Here is a 17,508-nt window from a genome sequence, read left to right as displayed (position 1 = left end):
CCCGCAGTCGCGAACGGAGAAGACCCTGTGAACGGTCCGTTCGACTTCGCCCTCGCCCTCGGCGACGACGCGCTGATCGCGGCGCAGCGGCTCGCCGAGTGGACCACCCGGGCGCCGGAGATGGAGGAGGACATCGCGCTGGCCAACATCGCCCTGGACCAGCTCGGTGCGGCCCGGCTGCTGCTGTCGTACGCGGGCGAGCTGGAGGGCGCGGGCCGGGACGAGGACGCGTTGGCGTACCTGCGCGACGACCGGGAGTTCCGCAACTGCCTGCTGGTCGAGCTGCCCAACGGCGACTTCGCGGTGACCATGGCGAAGTTGCTCGTGCTGGCGGCCTACCAGCTTCCGCTCTACACCGCGCTGGCCGGCTGTGCCGACGAGCGGCTGGCCGCGATCGGGGGCAAGGCGCGCAAGGAGTCCGCGTACCACCTGGACCACGCCGCGCTCTGGGTGCGGCGGGTGGGCGACGGCACCGAGGAGTCGCACCGGCGGATGCAGGCCGGTCTCGACCAGATCTGGCCGTACGTTCCGGAGTTGTTCGCCGGGCAGCCGCAGGCACCGGTCGACCCGGCCACCTTGCGGGCCGACTTCGACGCCACGGTCTCGACGGTGCTCGCCGAGGCGACGCTCACCGTGCCGCAGCCCGGTTGGGCGCCGGCCGGGGGACGCGACGGCCTGCACACCGAGCACCTGTCGTACCTGCTCGCCGAGATGCAGGTGCTGCATCGCGCCCACCCGGGTGCCCGCTGGTGAGTGGTCGGGACACGACGTGCCGGTGGCAGCGGTGAACTCCGCCCACGAGGCCGTGGCGGCGGTGGTGGACCCGGAGATCCGGGTGATCACCATCGCCGACCTCGGCATCCTGCGTGCGGTCGAGGTGGATCCGGAGACCGGCCGGGTGGTGGTGACCATCACCCCCACGTACACCGGTTGCCCGGCGATGGACGTCATCCGCGCCGACATCCGCCGGGCGCTGGCCGTGGCCGGTCACCCCGATGCCGAGGTACGCACGGTGCACAGTCCCGCCTGGAGCACCGACTGGATCACCGACGCCGGCCGGGCCAAGCTGGCCGCCGCCGGCATCGCCCCACCGGTCCCGGCCCGACGCGACGGGGTCGTCCCGTTGACCCTGGCCGTCCGCTGCCCGCGTTGCGGGTCGCCGGAGACCGAGCAGCTCAGCCAATTCGGCTCCACCGCCTGCAAGGCACTCTGGCGCTGCCGCGCCTGCTCCGAACCGTTCGACCATGTGAAGGCACTGTGACTGTCACCATCACGCGCCCGGTCCGCCGCCGGCCGGTGTTCCATCCGCTGCCCGTCGTCGCCGTGGACCGGCTCACCGCCGACGCCGTCGCGGTCACCTTCGCGGTGCCCGAGGAGCTGCGCGCGACCTTCGCGTTCCGCGCCGGCCAGCATCTGACGGTACGCCGACCGCCCGCCGATGCCGCTGCGGTGCCGGACGGCGAGGACGTGCGCCGCTCGTACTCCATCTGCTCCACGCCGGAGGAGTTGGCCCGGCACGGGCGGCTGCGCATCGGTGTGCGGGAGATTCCCGGCGGGGCCTTCTCGTCGTATGCCTGCGGGGCTCTGCGGCGAGGCGACACGATCGAGGTGCTGCCCCCGCTGGGGCACTTCACCACGGCGTTCGCGCCGGACCGGGTGCGTCGCTACGGCGCGGTGGTCGCCGGCTCCGGCATCACCCCGGTGCTGTCGCTGATCGCCACGGCGCTCGCCGTCGAGCCGGCCAGCACCTTCACCCTGGTGTACGGCAACCGTACGGCGAACAGCGTGATGTTCGCCGAGGAGTTGGCCGACCTGAAGGATCGCTACCCGACGCGGCTGCACCTGGTGCACGTGCTCTCCCGCGAGCAGGGCGAGTCGCCGCTGCTGTCCGGACGCATCGACGCCGATCGGCTGGGTCGCCTGCTGGACACCATCGTCCCCGGTGACGTGATCGAGGAGTGGTTCCTCTGCGGCCCGTACGGTCTGGTGATGGACGCCAAGGAGGTGCTGGCCGCGCGGGGTGTGCCGGAGTCGGCGGTGCACACCGAACTGTTCCACGTCGACGCTGCTCCCGAGCCGGTCCGCCGGCCCGACGAGTCCTCCGGCGGCACGGACGTGACGATCATGCTCGACGGCCGCTCGTCGAGTTTCACCATGCGCCGGGACGAGCGGGTGCTGGACGCCGCGCTGAAGGTCCGCGGCGAGCTGCCGTACGCCTGCAAGGGCGGGGTCTGCTCGACCTGTCGGGCGAAGGTGGTCTCCGGAGAGGTGGAGATGGCCCGCAACTACGCGCTGGAGCCCGACGAGGTGGCCGCCGGTTACGTGTTGACCTGCCAGTCCAGCCCGCGCACCGACACCCTCACCATCGACTACGACGCCTAGACCACGAGCCGCCCGGACCAGCCGGGCAGGACCGCGCGCCGACCAGCGCGGTGATCAACTCTGTTTCGCCGGAACGGCGGTTGCCCACCGTGGCGCACCCGCCGTTCCGGCGATATGGCGCGCAGGATCGACGAGGGGAGTGCGTCACAGGTGGGGAGCGCCCTCCGGCCGTGCCGGGCTGCTCGGCGTAGGCTCGGGAGCGTGACGGAGAGCCGGGAGATCGACGACATCCTGCAGCGTGGCGCGGACGGCGGGCGGATCACGCCCGAAGAGGCCCTGCTGCTCTACACCGATGCGCCCTTCCACGCCCTCGGCGAGGCGGCGGACGCGGTGCGTCGGCGGCGCTACCCGGACAACGTCGTGACGTACCTGATCGACCGCAACATCAACTACACCAATGTCTGCGTGACGGCGTGCAAGTTCTGCGCCTTCTACCGGGCGCCGAAGCACAAGGAAGGGTGGACCCACCCGACCGAGGAGATCCTGCGGCGCTGCGGTGAGGCGGTCGAGCTGGGCGCCACGCAGGTCATGCTTCAGGGCGGTCATCACCCGGACTACGGCGTGGAGTACTACGAGGAGCTGTTCTCCTCGGTCAAGAAGGCGTATCCGCAGCTCGCCATCCACTCGATCGGTCCGAGCGAGATCCTGCACATGGCCAAGGTGTCCGGGGTGAGCCTGGACGAGGCCATCGCCCGGATCAAGGCCGCCGGGCTGGACTCGATCGCCGGGGCCGGCGCCGAGATGCTGCCCGCGCGACCCCGCAAGGCCATCGCGCCGCTGAAGGAGTCGGGCGAGCGCTGGCTGGAGGTCATGGAGCTGGCCCATCGCCAGGGGGTCGAGTCGACCGCGACGATGATGATGGGCACCGGTGAGACCGCCGCCGAGCGGATCGAGCACCTGCGGATGATCCGCGACGTGCAGGACCGTACCCAGGGCTTCCGGGCCTTCATCCCGTGGACGTACCAGCCGGAGAACAACCACCTCAAGGGCCGCACCCAGGCGACGACCCTGGAGTACCTGCGCCTGGTGGCGGTGGCCCGGCTGTTCTTTGAGACCGTCCCGCACCTGCAGGCGTCCTGGCTGACCACCGGCAAGGACGTCGGCCAGCTCGCACTGCACATGGGGGTCGACGACCTCGGCTCGATCATGCTGGAGGAGAACGTCATCTCCTCGGCCGGCGCGCGGCACCGGTCGAACCTGCATGAGCTGATCGGCATGATCCGTTCCGCCGACCGGATTCCGGCCCAGCGGGACACCCTCTACAACCGGCTGGCCGTGCACCGTACGCCCGCCGAGGATCCGACCGACGAGCGGGTGGTGTCCCACTTCTCCTCGATCGCGTTGCCAGGTGGTGGAGCCGGTCGTTCGCTGCCCTTGGTCGAGGCGAACTGACCCTTCGCAATTGACGGCTGGTGATGGTGTCGTGGCGGTGAGTCGTGTGGTGTGCGGCCTGCCTCATCGGCCGAATGGGCCACCGGGATCAGCTGTCCGGCTGGGTGTGCGAGGCCGTAATGGATCGGCTGCTGAGACGGCCGGACGGCGGCGGTCATCGATTCGGCCGATCCTTAAATAAAGATTAGCTGACCAGTTCCTCGGTGGTGGTGTTGCGGGGTGGCGCGGTTGATCGATGACCGATAACGTCCCCGCCCGTACATTTCTCACACCCCACGGGGGAGACCAGTTAATGATCTTCCGTACCCGCCGCGCCGTGAGCCTTGTCGCTGCCGCGCTGCTCGCCTCGGCCGGTGTCACCGCCCTCGGCGCGCCGGCCCACGCCGCCGGCACCGAGACTGATCTGGCGATCACCGCTGCCGGCACCCGGATGACCGACGGCGTCGAAGGCAAGGTCGCCTGGGTCAAGATTGCGAACCAGGGCGAGGGCACCCCGCGTAAGGTGCTCGTCAAGGTCGACGTCTCCAAGATGGACGACGAAAAGATGCTGTTGGTGCCGCTCACCTTTGGTGGGTGCGAAGCCAGCGGCGAGTTGAAGCTCGAACTGTTCACCTGTGATCTGGACAAGGACGAGATTCCCGGACCGGGTGAGACCACCGAGGTGCCGATCGTCCTGTTCAAGATGGAGCCGGAGGTCGCCGGGCCGCTCACCGCGCCGGTGACGATCAGCATCGAGTCCACCGACGACACCGACGACAGCAACAACAGCATCGAGGTCGATGTCGAGCTGACCCCGGAGAGCGGCGTCGACCTCGGTGTGATCGTGCCGGACGTGAAGACCCGTCTCGACCTCGACACCGGCGAGGAGAAGGGTCCGCTGCGCCCGGGCGACAGCACCGGGGTCTACAGCGAGGTCATCAACCAGGGCGACCAGGTCGCCAAGGGCCTCAAGCTGACCTACAAGTTGCCCGAGGGCGTGACGTTCGGGCGGATCGACGGCTGCGAGGTCGACTCCGACGGACGCACCGCGACCTGTGAGGACAAGGACTTCCTGCTCGAGCCCGACACGATCCTGTGGCTCGCGCTGCCGATCACTGTGGACGAGGACCTTGAGGCACCGATCACCCTGAAGGGCGGCTCGCTGGAGGCCACCGCGTTCGGTGCCCTGCCGGTCGACGCGCCGGCCATCCACAAGGGTGCGGCCAAGCCGGCCTTCGCGAAGGCCCAGGTGCGTAAGGTCGAGGAGTCGGACTTCGCCGACCTCGACCCGTCCGACAACACCGACGACTTCGCGGTGATTCTTCCCGCCCCGGCCGGTGGCGGCGGTGGCGGCGGCCTGCCGGTCACCGGTGTGCAGGCCGGTCTGATCGGTGGCGTGGGTGCGGCCGTGGTGGTCGCCGGTGCCGTGCTGTTCCTGCTGGCCCGCCGTCGCCGGGTGGTCCTGGTGACCCCGGGTGACGAGAAGGCCAACGCCTGAGGTTCGTCCTCTATCGGCCCGCAGGGGCCGTTCACATAACGCAAGGCAGTTGGGGCGAGATGGGCGACCATCTCGCCCCAACTGTGTGCGGAGCGTGTCGCCGGGTGGCGAAGATCGCCGACGGCAGGCGACCCTGCCCGCGATCCGGTACGGGTCGGGCTGGCAGAGTGGAGGGGTGAGCATCCCGCAGGGCCGGCGCGCCAGCCTGGACAAGCAGCCGCACGAGGTCGCCGCGATGTTCGACGGGGTCGCGGCCCGCTACGACCTGACCAACACCGTCCTCTCCTTCGGCCAGGACCGGTTCTGGCGGCGGGCCACCCGCGCCGCGCTCGACCTGCGCCCAGGGGAGCGGGTGCTCGACGTGGGCGCGGGCACCGGGGTCTCCACCGAGGAGCTTTCCCACTCCGGGGCGTACGCGGTCGGCGCCGACCTGTCCCTCGGCATGCTGTACGCGGGCAAGCGCACGCGTCCGCAGGTGCCGTTGCTGGCCGGGGACGCCCTGCGGCTGCCCTTCGCCGACGCCAGCTTCGACGCGGTGACGATCTCCTTCGCGTTGCGCAACGTCAACGACACCGACGCCGCGCTGCGCGAGCTGGCCCGGGTGACCCGGCCGGGCGGCCGGCTGGTGGTGTGCGAGTTCAGCACTCCGGTGAACCCCGCCTTCCGCACCGTCTACCTGTCGTACCTGATGCGTTCGCTGCCGGCGGTGGCGCGCACGGTCTCCAGCAACCCCGACGCGTACGTCTACCTCGCCGAGTCGATCCGGGCGTGGCCGGACCAGCCGGCCCTGGCGGCGCGGGTGGGCGCGGCCGGCTGGGGTCGGGTGGCGTGGCGCAACCTGACCGGCGGGGTGGTGGCCCTGCACCGGGCGGTGCGACAGTGAGTTACACGATTTAGGTGAATGCGGCGTCTTAGTCCGCTTTGCGCCGTATGCTGACCGGCATGACGGATCCGAACGATGCCGCCATCGGTGATGCCGCCGAGCTGGTCGACCAGCTCAGGGAGCTGGCCGGCGCGGATCCCGCCGACGTGCGCCAGGTGGTGTCCGAAGTGCTCGCGGCCCTCGACCGGGCCGCCGGCGGTGCGCTGCGCGAGCACCTGCCCGAGGCGATCCGCGCCGGCCTGGACGGCGCCGATCCAGCCCGACTCTGAGTGCCGTCGCTCGGCGGCGATTGGGCTCCGACGACCGGTTGCCCGCCTCGCGGATGCGATCAATTCGCCCACCAGACCCGTGGCATTCCCTACCCGCACCTGTTTCCAGCAGGTTAGGTAGCCCTAACAAACCGAGCGTACGGCCACAGTCATAGACTCGTCCCGGCTGGCTTGTGAAGCATTTCACGAGCACGCGGGGAGGAGGCGCTAATGACCGCGGTGGAGAACGACGCCGACGTGATCGTCGTGGGCGCCGGTCCCGGTGGTTCGGCGACCGCGTACCACCTGGCTCGGCACGGCGTACGCGTGCTGCTGCTGGAGAAGACCGAGTTTCCTCGGGAGAAGGTGTGCGGTGACGGGCTGACCCCGCGCGCGGTACGCCAGCTGATCCGAATGGGCGTGGACACCTCGACCGAGGCCGGCTGGTTGCACAACCGGGGTCTGCGGGTGATCGGTGGTGGCGTCCGGCTGGAGCTGGACTGGCCGGATCTGGCCAGCTTCCCGAACTACGGCCTGGTGCGGACCCGCCTCGACTTCGACGACCTGCTCGCCCAGCGGGCGGTGTCCGCCGGCGCCGACCTGCGCACCAGCGTCAACGTCATCGGTCCGGTGCTCGACGGCAACGGCCGGGTGATCGGCGTCGAGGCCGAGACCGGCCCGGACAAGGCCCCCGCCACCTTCCACGCGCCGCTGGTGGTCGCCGCCGACGGCGTCTCGGGTCGGTTCCCCCTCGCGCTGGGACTGGCCAAGCGCGAGGACCGTCCGATCGGTGTGGCGGTGCGCCGCTACTACCGCTCCGAGGTCCGGCACGACGACGACTACCTGGAGTCGTGGCTGGAGCTGCGGGCCAAGGGCACCGGCGCGCTGCTGCCCGGGTACGGCTGGATCTTCGGCCTGGGTGACGGTCGGGTCAACGTCGGGCTCGGCATCCTGAACTCCTCGTCGGCTTTCGGTAAGACCAACTACCGGCGGCTGCTCACCGACTGGTTGGCCAACACCCCGCCGGAGTGGGGGATGACCGACGAGGCGAACGCCGAAGGGCCGACCCTCGGCGCGGCGCTGCCGATGGGCTTCAACCGGGTGCCGCACTACACCCGTGGGGTCATGCTGGTCGGCGACTCCGGCGGCATGGTCAACCCGTTCAACGGCGAGGGCATCGCCTACGCGATGGAGTCCGGCGAACTGGCCGCCGAGGTCGCGGCGCAGGCGTTGGCCCGGCCGGCCGGCATCGAGCGGGAGCGGGCGCTGATGGCCTACCCGCAGGAGCTCAGGACGCGGTTCGGCGGCTACTACCGGCTGGGCGGGATCTTCGTGAAGCTGATCGGTCGGCCCGAGATCATGCGCGTTGCGACGAAGCACGGCATGCCGCACCCGACGCTGATGCGCTTCGTGCTCAAGCTGTTGGCCAACCTCACCGACCCCCGTGGCGGTGACGCGATGGACCGGGTGATCAATGCGATGACCCGGGCCGCGCCAGCGGTCTAGGACGCAAGGCCACCCCGCCGAAGGTCGTCGGGTGGGATGTGAATAGTGTGAATTTCGCCAACGAACGAGGGCAGGGAAGGACGAGCAGGAGAAGAATATGTCGCTCTCGCCTTACGTACCCATCATCGGGCTGTTCGCCCTTGCCGCGGCCTTCGCGCTGTTCTCGATAGCCGCCACCCGGTTTACCGGTCCCCGCCGCTACAACAAGGCCAAGCTCGAAGCCTACGAGTGTGGGATTGAGCCTAGCCCTCAGCCGATCGGTGGAAGCCGGTTCCCGGTCAAGTTCTATTTGACGGCGATGCTGTTCATCGTCTTCGACGTGGAAATGATCTTCCTTTACCCGTGGGCCGTCTCGTTCGACGCCCTACCGGTGTTCGGGCTCGTGGCCATGTTCGTGTTCATCGGTGCGGTCTTCGTCGCGTACGCCTACGAGTGGCGGCGCGGCGGCCTGGACTGGGACTGAGGGAGGAACCCAGATGGGTATCGAGGAAAAACTTCCCGCCGGTGTCCTGCTCACCTCGGTGGAGAAGCTGGTCAACTGGTCGCGCAAGTCCTCGGTCTGGGGCGCCACGTTCGGCCTGGCCTGCTGCGCGATCGAGATGATGGCCGCCGGTGGGCCGCACTACGACATGGGCCGCTGGGGCATGGAGGTCTTCCGGGCCTCGCCCCGGCAGGCCGACCTGATGATCGTCGCGGGCCGGGTCAGCCAGAAGATGGCCCCGGTGCTGCGCCAGATCTACGACCAGATGGCCGAGCCCCGCTGGGTGCTCTCCATGGGCGTCTGCGCCAGCAGCGGCGGCATGTTCAACAACTACGCCATCGTGCAGGGCGTCGACCACGTCGTACCGGTCGACATGTATCTTCCCGGCTGCCCGCCCCGGCCGGAGATGCTCATCGACGCGATCCTCAAGCTGCGCGAGAAGATTGGCCACGAGCCGCTCGGGGCGAACGGTCGCAAGATGCTGGCGGCCCGCGAGGCACGCGGTGACGTGCCGGTGGTGCCGTACGGCTCGATGCCGTCGTCGTACCGCAGCGACAAGGCCCGGCGGGCCGAGTGGACGAAGGCCGTCCGCGAGGGCCGCGAGGAGCAGCTGCGGATCGAGAACTGGATGAAGGCCCAGAACCACCTCCAGCCGTACCGGGGGATCAAGTGACTGACTCCAAGCCGAGCACCGGCGGCGTACCGGTTCCGGTGACGCCGGCCGGAGCGACCAGCGGCGCACCCGCCGAGTTCCCGCCGGCCTCCCCGGCCGGCCGGGGCATGTTTGGCAACCAGGGCACCGGTGACGTCTCCGGTTTCGGTGGTCTGGTCCGGCAGCAGCACACCATCGAGGACTCGCCCCGGCCGTACGGTGGCTACTTCGACGAGGTGCGCGACGCGCTGGAGGAGGCGTACCCGGCCTTCGGCGAGGCGATCGAGCACGTGGTGGTCGACCGCGACGAGCTGACCCTGCACATCCGGCCGGAGCGGATCGCCGAGGTCTGCCAGGTGATGCGGGACGACCCGGCGCTGCGCTTCGAGCTCTGCTCCTCGGTCTCCGGCGTGGACTACCTGGGCGCCGACGCCCGTCGACTGCACGTGGTCTACCAGTTGACCTCGATGACCTACCGGCGGCGGGTCCGGCTGGAGGCCGCCGTCTCCGCCGAGCAGCCGCACCTGCCGAGCGTCACCGCCGTCTACCCGACGGCCGACTGGCAGGAGCGGGAGACGTACGACATGTTCGGCGTCATCTTCGACGGCCACCCGGCGCTGACCCGCATCCTCATGCCGGACGACTGGGAGGGCCACCCGCAGCGTAAGGACTACCCCCTCGGCGGTGTGCCCGTGGAGTACAAGGGCGCCGAGATCCCGCCGCCCGACAAGCGGAGGTCTTACCAGTGAGCGCGAGGAGTGCAGCGAAGCGGAGCCCCGCAGTCGTGAACGAAAGGCTGGCACTGTGAGTGCGTCCAACTACGCCACCGAGCGCGAGACCACCGAGGGTCGCGTCTTCAACGTCACCGGCGGGGACTGGGACGACGTGGTGTCGGGGGTCGACCCGATCAACGAGGGTCGGATCGTCGTCAACATGGGCCCGCAGCACCCGTCCACGCACGGCGTGCTCCGGCTGGTCCTGGAGTTGGAGGGCGAGACGGTCCGGGAGGCCCGCTCGGTCGTCGGCTACCTGCACACCGGTATCGAGAAGAACCTGGAGTACCGCAACTGGGTCCAGGGTTCGACCTTCGTGACCCGGATGGACTACCTCTCGCCGATCTTCAACGAGACGGCGTACTCCCTCGCGGTGGAGAAGCTGCTCGGCATCACCGACGACGTGACCGAGCGGGCCAACACCATCCGGGTGCTCATGATGGAGCTGAACCGGATCTCCTCGCACCTGGTCTGGGTGGCCACCACGGCGATGGAGCTGGGCGCGATCAACATGATGCTCTACGGCTTCCGGGACCGCGAGTACATCCTGGAGATCTTCGAGCTGATCACCGGCCTGCGGATGAACCACGCGTACGTCCGGCCGGGCGGTGTCGCCCAGGACGTGCCGGACGAGGCGATCGTCAAGATCCGCGACTTCCTGAAGCTCCTGCCGAAGCGGCTCAAGGAGTACGAGGACCTGCTCTCCGGCCAGCCGATCTGGTTGGAGCGGACGCGTAACGTCGCGGTGCTCGACGTGACCGGTTGTGTGGCGCTCGGTGTCACCGGTCCGGTGCTGCGCTCGGCGGGTCTGGCCTGGGACCTGCGCAAGACGATGCCGTACTGCGGTTACGAGACGTACGAGTTCGACGTGCCGACCCACGCTGACGGCGACGTCTGGGGCCGCTACCTGGTCCGGATGGCCGAGATGCGGGAGTCGCTCAAGATCATCGAGCAGACGCTCGACCGGCTCAAGCCCGGCCCGGTGATGGTGGCCGACAAGAAGATCGCCTGGCCGGCGCAGCTGGCAATCGGCGTCGACGGCATGGGTAACTCGCTGGAGCACGTCGCCAAGATCATGGGGCAGTCGATGGAGTCCCTGATCCACCACTTCAAGCTGGTGACGGAGGGCTTCCGGGTGCCGCCGGGCCAGGTCTACGTGGCCGTCGAGTCGCCCCGTGGCGAGTTGGGCGTGCACGCGGTCTCCGACGGTGGCACGCGGCCGTACCGGGTGCACTACCGGGAGCCGAGCTTCGTCAACCTCCAGGCCCTGCCGGCGATGGCCGAGGGCGGCCTGATCGCCGATGTGATCGCCGGCGGCGCTTCGCTGGACCCCGTCATGGGAGGTTGTGACCGGTGAGCGCGAGGAGTGAGCTTGCGAGCCCCAGTCGCCCGTGCGAGGAGAGAGCGGAGCGAGCCCCGCAGTGGCGGGCAGAAGCTGGTGCAGTCGCGAACGGAAGGCAGCGCTGATGAGCACGGTCTTTACCGACGAGACCCGGGCCCGGGCGCGGGAGATCATCGCCCGCTACCCGGCCGACCGGTCGCGTTCGGCCCTGTTGCCCCTGCTGCACCTGGTGCAGTCCGAGGAGGGTTACGTCTCCCCGGCCGGCGTGGCGTTCTGCGCCGAGGTGCTCGGCCTGAACAAGGCCCAGGTCGGCGCGGTGGCCAGCTTCTACACCATGTACAAGCGCCGGCCCACCGGTGACTGGCTGGTGAGCGTCTGCACGAACACCATGTGCAACGTGCTCGGTGGCCAGGAGGTCTACGACACCCTCGCCGAGCACCTGGGCGTCGGGCACGACGAGACCACCGAGGACGGAAAGATCACGCTGGAGCACGCCGAGTGCCTGGCGGCCTGTGACTACGGCCCGGTGATGACCGTCAACTACGACTTCTTCGACGGTGTCGACCCGCAGACCGCGGTGGGTCTGGTCGACGAGCTGCGCGCCGGCGGTCGGCCCGCGCCGAGCCGGGGCGCCCGCCTCTGCACCCTCAAGGAGATGTCGATCCAGCTCGCCGGTTTCGCCGACGAGCGGGAGGGTGCGGTCGCCGACGGTGTGCCGGGCGAGCCCTCGCTGCGCGGCCTGCGACTGGCCCAGCAGCACGGCGTCTCGGCCCCGGGCTTCGACCCGAACACCCCGATCCGCAGCGGCCAGGCCGGTGCCAAGCCGGCGCCGTCCACCCCGCCGAAGGCGGCACCGACCGGCAGCACGGCACCCGACGTGCCGGCTCCGGACCGTAAGTCGCCGCAGGTGCGTACCGCCGAAACCCGCCAGCCGGACGCGAAGACCGCCGTGCCGGACGCCCCCGGCACCAAGGTCCCGACCGACGGTGCGGCGCCCGCGCCGCGTGACGCCCAGGCGGCGCAGGCGGCCGGAGCGGCGGCCAACAAGCCGGCCGGCGACGCCAAGCCCGCCGGCGACAACGCCGAGGCGCAGGAGCGCAACCTCAGTGAAGCGGAGTCCACCGGCGGTGGCACCGCGAACGACAAGGGGGCTCAGAAGTGACCACGCCTCGGCCCGAGACCCTGGCCAAGCTGACGCCGGTGCTGACCAAGCGCTGGCTGTCGCCCGACGCCTGGCGGATCGGCACCTACGAGAAGCTCGACGGCTACGCGGCCCTGCGTAAGGCGCTCAAGGCCCACCCAGACGACCTGATCCAGCTGGTCAAGGACTCCGGACTGCGGGGCCGGGGCGGCGCCGGCTTCCCGACCGGTCTCAAGTGGGGCTTCATCCCGCAGGGTGACGGCAAGCCGCACTACCTCGTGGTCAACGCCGACGAGGGCGAGCCGGGCACCTGCAAGGACCTGCCGCTGATGACCCACGATCCGCACTCGCTGGTCGAGGGCGTGATCATCGCGTCGTACGCGATCCGGGCCAACCGCGCCTACATCTACATCCGGGGCGAGGCGGTGCACGCCGCGCGCCGACTGCGCAACGCCGTCGAGGAGGCGAAGGCCAAGGGCTACCTGGGGAAGAACATCCTGGGCAGCGGCTTCGACCTGGAACTGGTGGTGCACTCCGGCGCTGGGGCGTACATCTGCGGCGAGGAGACGGCACTGCTCGACTCGCTGGAGGGCTTCCGCGGCCAGCCCCGACTGCGCCCGCCGTTCCCGGCCACCCACGGCCTGTACGCCAGCCCCACCGTGGTCAACAACGTCGGCACCATCGCCAGCGTGCCGTACATCGTGCTCGGTGGTGCGGACTGGTGGAAGTCCATGGGCACGGAGAAGTCCGCCGGGCCGATGATCTACTCGCTCTCCGGGCGGATCGCCAACCCCGGCCAGTACGAGTGCGGCCTCGGTGTCACGCTGCGCGAGCTGATCGAGCTGGCCGGCGGGATGCAGCCGGGGCACAACCTGCGGTTCTGGACCCCGGGCGGCTCGTCGACTCCGCTGCTCACCGCCGAGCACCTGGACGTGCCGCTGGACTTCGAGGGCGTCGCCGCGGCCGGATCGATCCTCGGCACCACGGCCACCCAGATCTTCTCCGACCAGGACTGCCCCGTCTACGCGACCTACCGGTGGCTGGAGTTCTACCACCACGAGTCGTGCGGCAAGTGCACCCCGTGCCGGGAGGGCAACTACTGGATGGTGCGGGTCTACCGGCGGATCCTGGCCGGTCAGGGCACCCACGACGACCTGGACACCCTGCTCGACACCTGCGACAACATCCTCGGTCGTTCGTTCTGTGGCCTGGGTGACGGCGCCACCAGTTCGGTGACCTCGTCCCTTAAGTACTTCAAGCAGGACTACCTCGACTACATCGAGGGCCGGACTGCGCCGAAGTTGTCCGACAAGCAGTTGGTGGGAGCCCACTGATGCGAGTGCGAGGAGTGAGCGGAGCGAGCCCCGCAGCCGCGAGCGAAAGGCGAGCACGGTGACGGACGTAGCGAAGTCGACCGAGACGGTCACCCTCACCATTGACGGTGTCGAGGTCACTGCCCCCAAGGGGGCGCTGCTGATCCGGGTGGCCGAGCAGATCGGCACCGAGATCCCCCGGTTCTGCGACCACCCGTTGCTCGCCCCGGCCGGTGCCTGCCGGCAGTGCCTGGTGGAGGTGGAGGGGCAGCGCAAGCCCGTCGCCTCCTGCACCCAGACGGTGGCCGAGGGCATGGTGGTCCGTACCCAGCTCACCTCTCCGGTCGCCAAGAAGGCGCAGGAGGGGATCATGGAGCTGCTGCTGGTGAACCACCCGCTCGACTGCCCGATGTGCGACAAGGGTGGCGAGTGCCCGCTGCAGAACCAGGCCATGTCGACCGGGCGCACCGACTCCCGGTTCCACGAGCACAAGCGGGAGTACCCGAAGCCGCTGCCGATCAGCACCCAGGTGCTGCTCGACCGCGAGCGGTGCGTGCTCTGCCAGCGCTGCACCCGGTTCTCCGAGGAGATCGCCGGCGACAAGTTCATCGACCTGATGAACCGCTCCTCCGCCGAGGAGATCAACATCTACCGGGACGAGGCGTACGGTGAGGAGGGCGACGAGGGGGACGTGCCGTTCAACTCGTACTTCTCCGGCAACACCGTGCAGATCTGTCCGGTCGGTGCGCTGACCGGCACCCAGTACCGGTTCCGCGCCCGCCCGTTCGACCTGGTCTCCACGCCGAGCGTCTGCGAGCACTGCTCGGCCGGTTGCGCACAGCGCACCGACTGGCGTCGCGGCAAGGTGCTGCGTCGGCTTGCCGGCGACGACCCGCAGGTCAACGAGGAGTGGAACTGCGACAAGGGTCGCTGGGGCTTCCAGTACGCCCGAGCCGCCGACCGGCTCACCACCCCGCTGGTACGCGACCAGCACACCGGTGAGCTGCGGGAGGCGTCCTGGAGCGAGGCGCTGCACGTCGCCGCCGAGGGCCTGCGCGCCGCCCGTGACGGCGGCCAGGGCTCGGCTGTGCTCACCGGCGGCCGGCTGACCGTCGAGGACGCCTACGCGTACGCGAAGTTCGCCCGGATCGCGCTGCACACCAACGACATCGACTTCCGGGCCCGGCCGGTCTCCCGTGAGGAGGCCGACTTCCTGGCCAGCACGGTCGCCGGCAGCACCGACGTCACCTACGCCGACGTCGAGAAGGCGCCGGCCGTGGTGCTGGTCGGCCTGGAGCCGGAGGAGGAGTGCCCGATCCTCTTCCTGCGGCTGCGCAAGGCGTACCTGAAGAACAAGCTCAAGGTGTACGCGATCGCCCCGTTCGCCACCCGCGGCCTGGAGAAGCTCGGTGCCAAGCTGGCCCGGGTGGTGCCGGGCGAGGAGGCCGGGGTGCTCGCCGAGCACGCGACGGTCACCGAGGCGCTCAGCACCGAGGGCGCGATCCTGATCGTCGGCGAGCGACTGGCCACTGTGCCGGGTGGGCTCTCCGCCGCCGCCGAGGTGGCCGCGCGTACCGGCGCGAAGCTGGCCTGGGTGCCCCGGCGCGCGGGTGACCGCGGCGCCGTCGACACCGGCTGCCTGCCCAACCTGTTGCCCGGTGGGCGCCTGGTGACCGAGCCGGCCGCCCGCGCCGAACTGGGTGAGGCGTGGGACATCCCCGCCGGGGTGATCCCGAGCCAGGCCGGTCGGGACACCGACGGCATCCTCGCCGCCGCCGCCGCGGGCCAGCTCGGTGCGCTGGTGGTGGCCGGCGTCGACCCGGCGGACCTCGCCGACCCGCGCCTGGCCGAGCAGGCCCTGGACGCGGTGCCGTTCCTGGTCAGCCTGGAGTTGCGGGCCAGCGCGGTGACCCGCCGGGCGGACGTCGTCCTGCCGGTGGCGCCGGTGGTCGAGAAGGCCGGCAGCTTCCTGGACTGGGAGGGCCGGCTGCGTCCGTTCGACGCAGTGCTGAACACCGCCGCGATGACCGACGGTCGGGTGCTCGACGCGCTCGCCGCCCAGCTGGACGTGCAGTTGGGCACCGGGGACGTGCTGAGCGTCCGCCGTGAGCTGGGCGGGCTGCCGCCGACCAAGATGACGCGGCCGGCGGTCCCGTCGGTCGCACCGGGGTCGGTTCCGCAGCCGGGTGCCGGCGAGGCGGTCCTGGCGACCTGGCACCAGCTGATCGACCTGGGCAGCCTCACCGACGGTGACGAGCACCTGGGGGGCACCGCCCGTCCGCCGGTGGTCCGGCTGGGCAAGGGCACCGCCGAGACGCTCGGTGTCGCCGACGGCGATCCGGTCACGGTGGGTACCGACCGGGGGGCGTTGACCCTGCCGGCGGCGATCACCGAGATGCCGGACGGGGTGGTCTGGTTGCCCACCAACTCGCCCGGTGCGACCGTGCGGCGCAGCCTGGGCGCGACGTCCGGCGCGGTGGTGCGGATCTCCGCTGCCGGCAAGACCGAGTCGGTCGCCGCCGACGCGGCCGGCCGTCCGGGCCCGCTCCTCAACTCCTCCGGGGGTGTCGCATGAACCCGCTCGCCCAGGCCCCTTCGCTCACCGACTTCGGCCACGACCCGTGGTGGCTGATCCTCGGCAAGATCGTCTTCGCATTCGTCGTCGCTCTGCTCGGCACGCTGCTCGGTGTCTGGTTCGAGCGGCGGGTGGTGGGACGGATGGCGGTCCGGCCCGGCCCTAACCAGCTGGGCCCCTTCGGTCTGCTCCAGACGCTCGCAGACGGCCTGAAGATGGCCTTCAAGGAGGACATCCTCCCGAAGTCCGCGGACAAGGTCATCTACTTCTTCGCCCCGGCCATCTCGATGATCTGCGCGGTCACCATGCTTGCGGTGATCCCGTTCGGCCCGATGGTGAGCATCTTCGGTCACCAGACGCCGTTGCAGGTCACCGACGTGTCGGTGTCGGTGCTGGTGGTGCTGGCTCTGTCGTCGATGGCGGTGTACGGCATCGTGCTCGCCGGCTGGGCCTCCGGTTCGACCTATCCGCTGCTCGGTGGTCTGCGCTCCACCGCCCAGCTGATCTCGTACGAGGTGTCGCTGGGGTTGTCCATCGTGGCGGTGTTCATGCTCGCCGGCACGATGTCGACCAGCGAGATCGTGGCCGCCCAGGGTCAGGGTGTCACGCTGAACCTGTTCGGCGCGGAGATTCCCGGCCCGGGCTGGTACGCGCTGCTGCTCTTCCCGAGCTTCGTGGTCTTCTTCATCTCCATCGTCGGCGAGACCAACCGCCCGCCCTTCGACATGCCTGAGGCTGAGTCGGAGCTGGTGGCGGGCTTCATGACCGAGTACAGCTCGCTGAAGTTCGCGCTGATCATGCTCAGCGAGTACGTCGCGATGGTGGCCATGTCGGCGTTCACCGTGACGCTCTTCCTCGGCGGCTGGTACGCGCCGTGGCCGATCAGCCTCTGGTCGGGGGCCAACTCCGGTTGGTGGCCGATGCTCTGGTTCTTCGCCAAGGTCATCCTGCTCGTCTTCGTCTTCGTCTGGCTGCGCGGCACGCTGCCCCGGTTGCGGTACGACCAGCTCATGCGCCTCGGCTGGAAGGTACTCATCCCGGTCAGCCTGGTCTGGGTCGTCTTCCTCGCCACCTGGCTCAAGGTGCAGGACTGGGAGCGCAACGACCGGCTGGTGGTGTTCGGGATCATCGGCGGTCTCGCGCTGATCGCCGCGCTGTTCTGGCCGGGCCGCAAGCCGGAGCAGAAGCCGACCCTCGCCGAGCAGGTCGAGAACCGGCCGCAGGGCAGCTTCCCGCTGCCTCCGCTGGACCTTCAGGTACCACCGAGCCCGCGTACCCGGCGCATGGTCGCCGAGCGGGAGCCGGCCAACGTCCCCGCCGGCCAGGACTCTGAGGAGGTGTGA

Annotated in this window: 16 protein-coding genes; all 16 read left to right on the top strand. The window is 70.0% G+C overall.

Features of this window, described 5'->3' with window-relative positions:
- Positions 1 to 27 precede the first annotated feature (27 nt).
- The 16 genes from paaC to nuoH all read left to right on the top strand — a co-directional run bounded on the left by paaC (position 28) and on the right by nuoH (position 17,508).
- Positions 28 to 753 (top strand): 1,2-phenylacetyl-CoA epoxidase subunit PaaC, encoded by a 726-nt coding sequence (gene paaC, locus AB0M35_RS05985; protein WP_363742101.1) that lies wholly within the window; start codon positions 28 to 30, stop codon positions 751 to 753.
- A 31-nt stretch (positions 754 to 784) separates the two neighbouring features.
- Positions 785 to 1,261 carry a 1,2-phenylacetyl-CoA epoxidase subunit PaaD gene (gene paaD / locus AB0M35_RS05980; protein ID WP_363742995.1) on the top strand — a complete coding sequence of 159 codons (477 nt, stop codon included), beginning with the start codon at positions 785 to 787 and terminating at the stop codon, positions 1,259 to 1,261.
- Positions 1,258 to 2,382 (top strand): 1,2-phenylacetyl-CoA epoxidase subunit PaaE, encoded by a 1,125-nt coding sequence (gene paaE, locus AB0M35_RS05975; protein ID WP_363742100.1) that lies wholly within the window; start codon positions 1,258 to 1,260, stop codon positions 2,380 to 2,382. Before paaD ends, paaE begins: the two co-directional genes overlap by 4 nt.
- Before the next feature lie 201 nt (positions 2,383 to 2,583).
- The gene (mqnC, locus tag AB0M35_RS05970) at positions 2,584 to 3,774 is read left to right on the top strand and encodes a cyclic dehypoxanthinyl futalosine synthase (RefSeq protein WP_363742098.1); all 1,191 of its coding nucleotides are present in this window, start codon (positions 2,584 to 2,586) and stop codon (positions 3,772 to 3,774) included.
- Between the two features lie 316 nt (positions 3,775 to 4,090).
- Positions 4,091 to 5,251, top strand: a complete 1,161-nt coding sequence (locus AB0M35_RS05965; RefSeq protein WP_363742095.1) for a hypothetical protein — start codon at positions 4,091 to 4,093, stop codon at positions 5,249 to 5,251.
- Between the two features lie 175 nt (positions 5,252 to 5,426).
- The gene (locus AB0M35_RS05960) at positions 5,427 to 6,134 is read left to right on the top strand and encodes a demethylmenaquinone methyltransferase (protein ID WP_363742092.1); all 708 of its coding nucleotides are present in this window, start codon (positions 5,427 to 5,429) and stop codon (positions 6,132 to 6,134) included.
- A 59-nt stretch (positions 6,135 to 6,193) separates the two neighbouring features.
- Complete coding sequence (locus tag AB0M35_RS05955) at positions 6,194 to 6,403, top strand: hypothetical protein (RefSeq protein WP_363742090.1); 210 nt, start codon at positions 6,194 to 6,196, stop codon at positions 6,401 to 6,403.
- 210 nt (positions 6,404 to 6,613) lie between these two features.
- Entirely contained in the window at positions 6,614 to 7,888 is a 1,275-nt protein-coding gene (locus AB0M35_RS05950) for a geranylgeranyl reductase family protein (protein WP_363742088.1), read from the top strand.
- A 97-nt stretch (positions 7,889 to 7,985) separates the two neighbouring features.
- Positions 7,986 to 8,351: an NADH-quinone oxidoreductase subunit A gene (locus tag AB0M35_RS05945; protein ID WP_363742085.1), complete on the top strand. Its 366-nt coding sequence runs from the start codon at positions 7,986 to 7,988 to the stop codon at positions 8,349 to 8,351.
- Positions 8,352 to 8,364: 13 nt separating this feature from the next.
- On the top strand, positions 8,365 to 9,042 hold the full coding sequence (locus tag AB0M35_RS05940; protein WP_013731019.1) for an NADH-quinone oxidoreductase subunit B: 678 nt from the start codon (positions 8,365 to 8,367) through the stop codon (positions 9,040 to 9,042).
- Entirely contained in the window at positions 9,039 to 9,770 is a 732-nt protein-coding gene (locus tag AB0M35_RS05935) for an NADH-quinone oxidoreductase subunit C (protein ID WP_363742081.1), read from the top strand. The genes AB0M35_RS05940 and AB0M35_RS05935 overlap by 4 nt, the downstream gene beginning before the upstream one ends.
- 55 nt (positions 9,771 to 9,825) lie before the next feature.
- Positions 9,826 to 11,151: an NADH-quinone oxidoreductase subunit D gene (locus AB0M35_RS05930; protein ID WP_363742079.1), complete on the top strand. Its 1,326-nt coding sequence runs from the start codon at positions 9,826 to 9,828 to the stop codon at positions 11,149 to 11,151.
- Positions 11,152 to 11,260: 109 nt separating this feature from the next.
- The gene (gene nuoE / locus AB0M35_RS05925; protein WP_363742077.1) at positions 11,261 to 12,298 is read left to right on the top strand and encodes an NADH-quinone oxidoreductase subunit NuoE; all 1,038 of its coding nucleotides are present in this window, start codon (positions 11,261 to 11,263) and stop codon (positions 12,296 to 12,298) included.
- Positions 12,295 to 13,611, top strand: a complete 1,317-nt coding sequence (nuoF, locus tag AB0M35_RS05920; RefSeq protein WP_363742075.1) for an NADH-quinone oxidoreductase subunit NuoF — start codon at positions 12,295 to 12,297, stop codon at positions 13,609 to 13,611. The genes nuoE and nuoF overlap by 4 nt, the downstream gene beginning before the upstream one ends.
- Positions 13,612 to 13,669: 58 nt before the next feature.
- Positions 13,670 to 16,165 (top strand): NADH-quinone oxidoreductase subunit G, encoded by a 2,496-nt coding sequence (locus tag AB0M35_RS05915; protein WP_363742073.1) that lies wholly within the window; start codon positions 13,670 to 13,672, stop codon positions 16,163 to 16,165.
- Complete coding sequence (nuoH, locus tag AB0M35_RS05910) at positions 16,162 to 17,508, top strand: NADH-quinone oxidoreductase subunit NuoH (RefSeq protein WP_363742070.1); 1,347 nt, start codon at positions 16,162 to 16,164, stop codon at positions 17,506 to 17,508. The genes AB0M35_RS05915 and nuoH overlap by 4 nt, the downstream gene beginning before the upstream one ends.

This window comes from Micromonospora sp. NPDC051196 (assembly GCF_040682415.1).
Lineage (GTDB): Bacteria > Actinomycetota > Actinomycetes > Mycobacteriales > Micromonosporaceae > Micromonospora.
The sequence above is the reverse complement of the archived record's forward strand: the minus strand, read 5'-3'. Positions and strand labels throughout refer to the sequence as shown.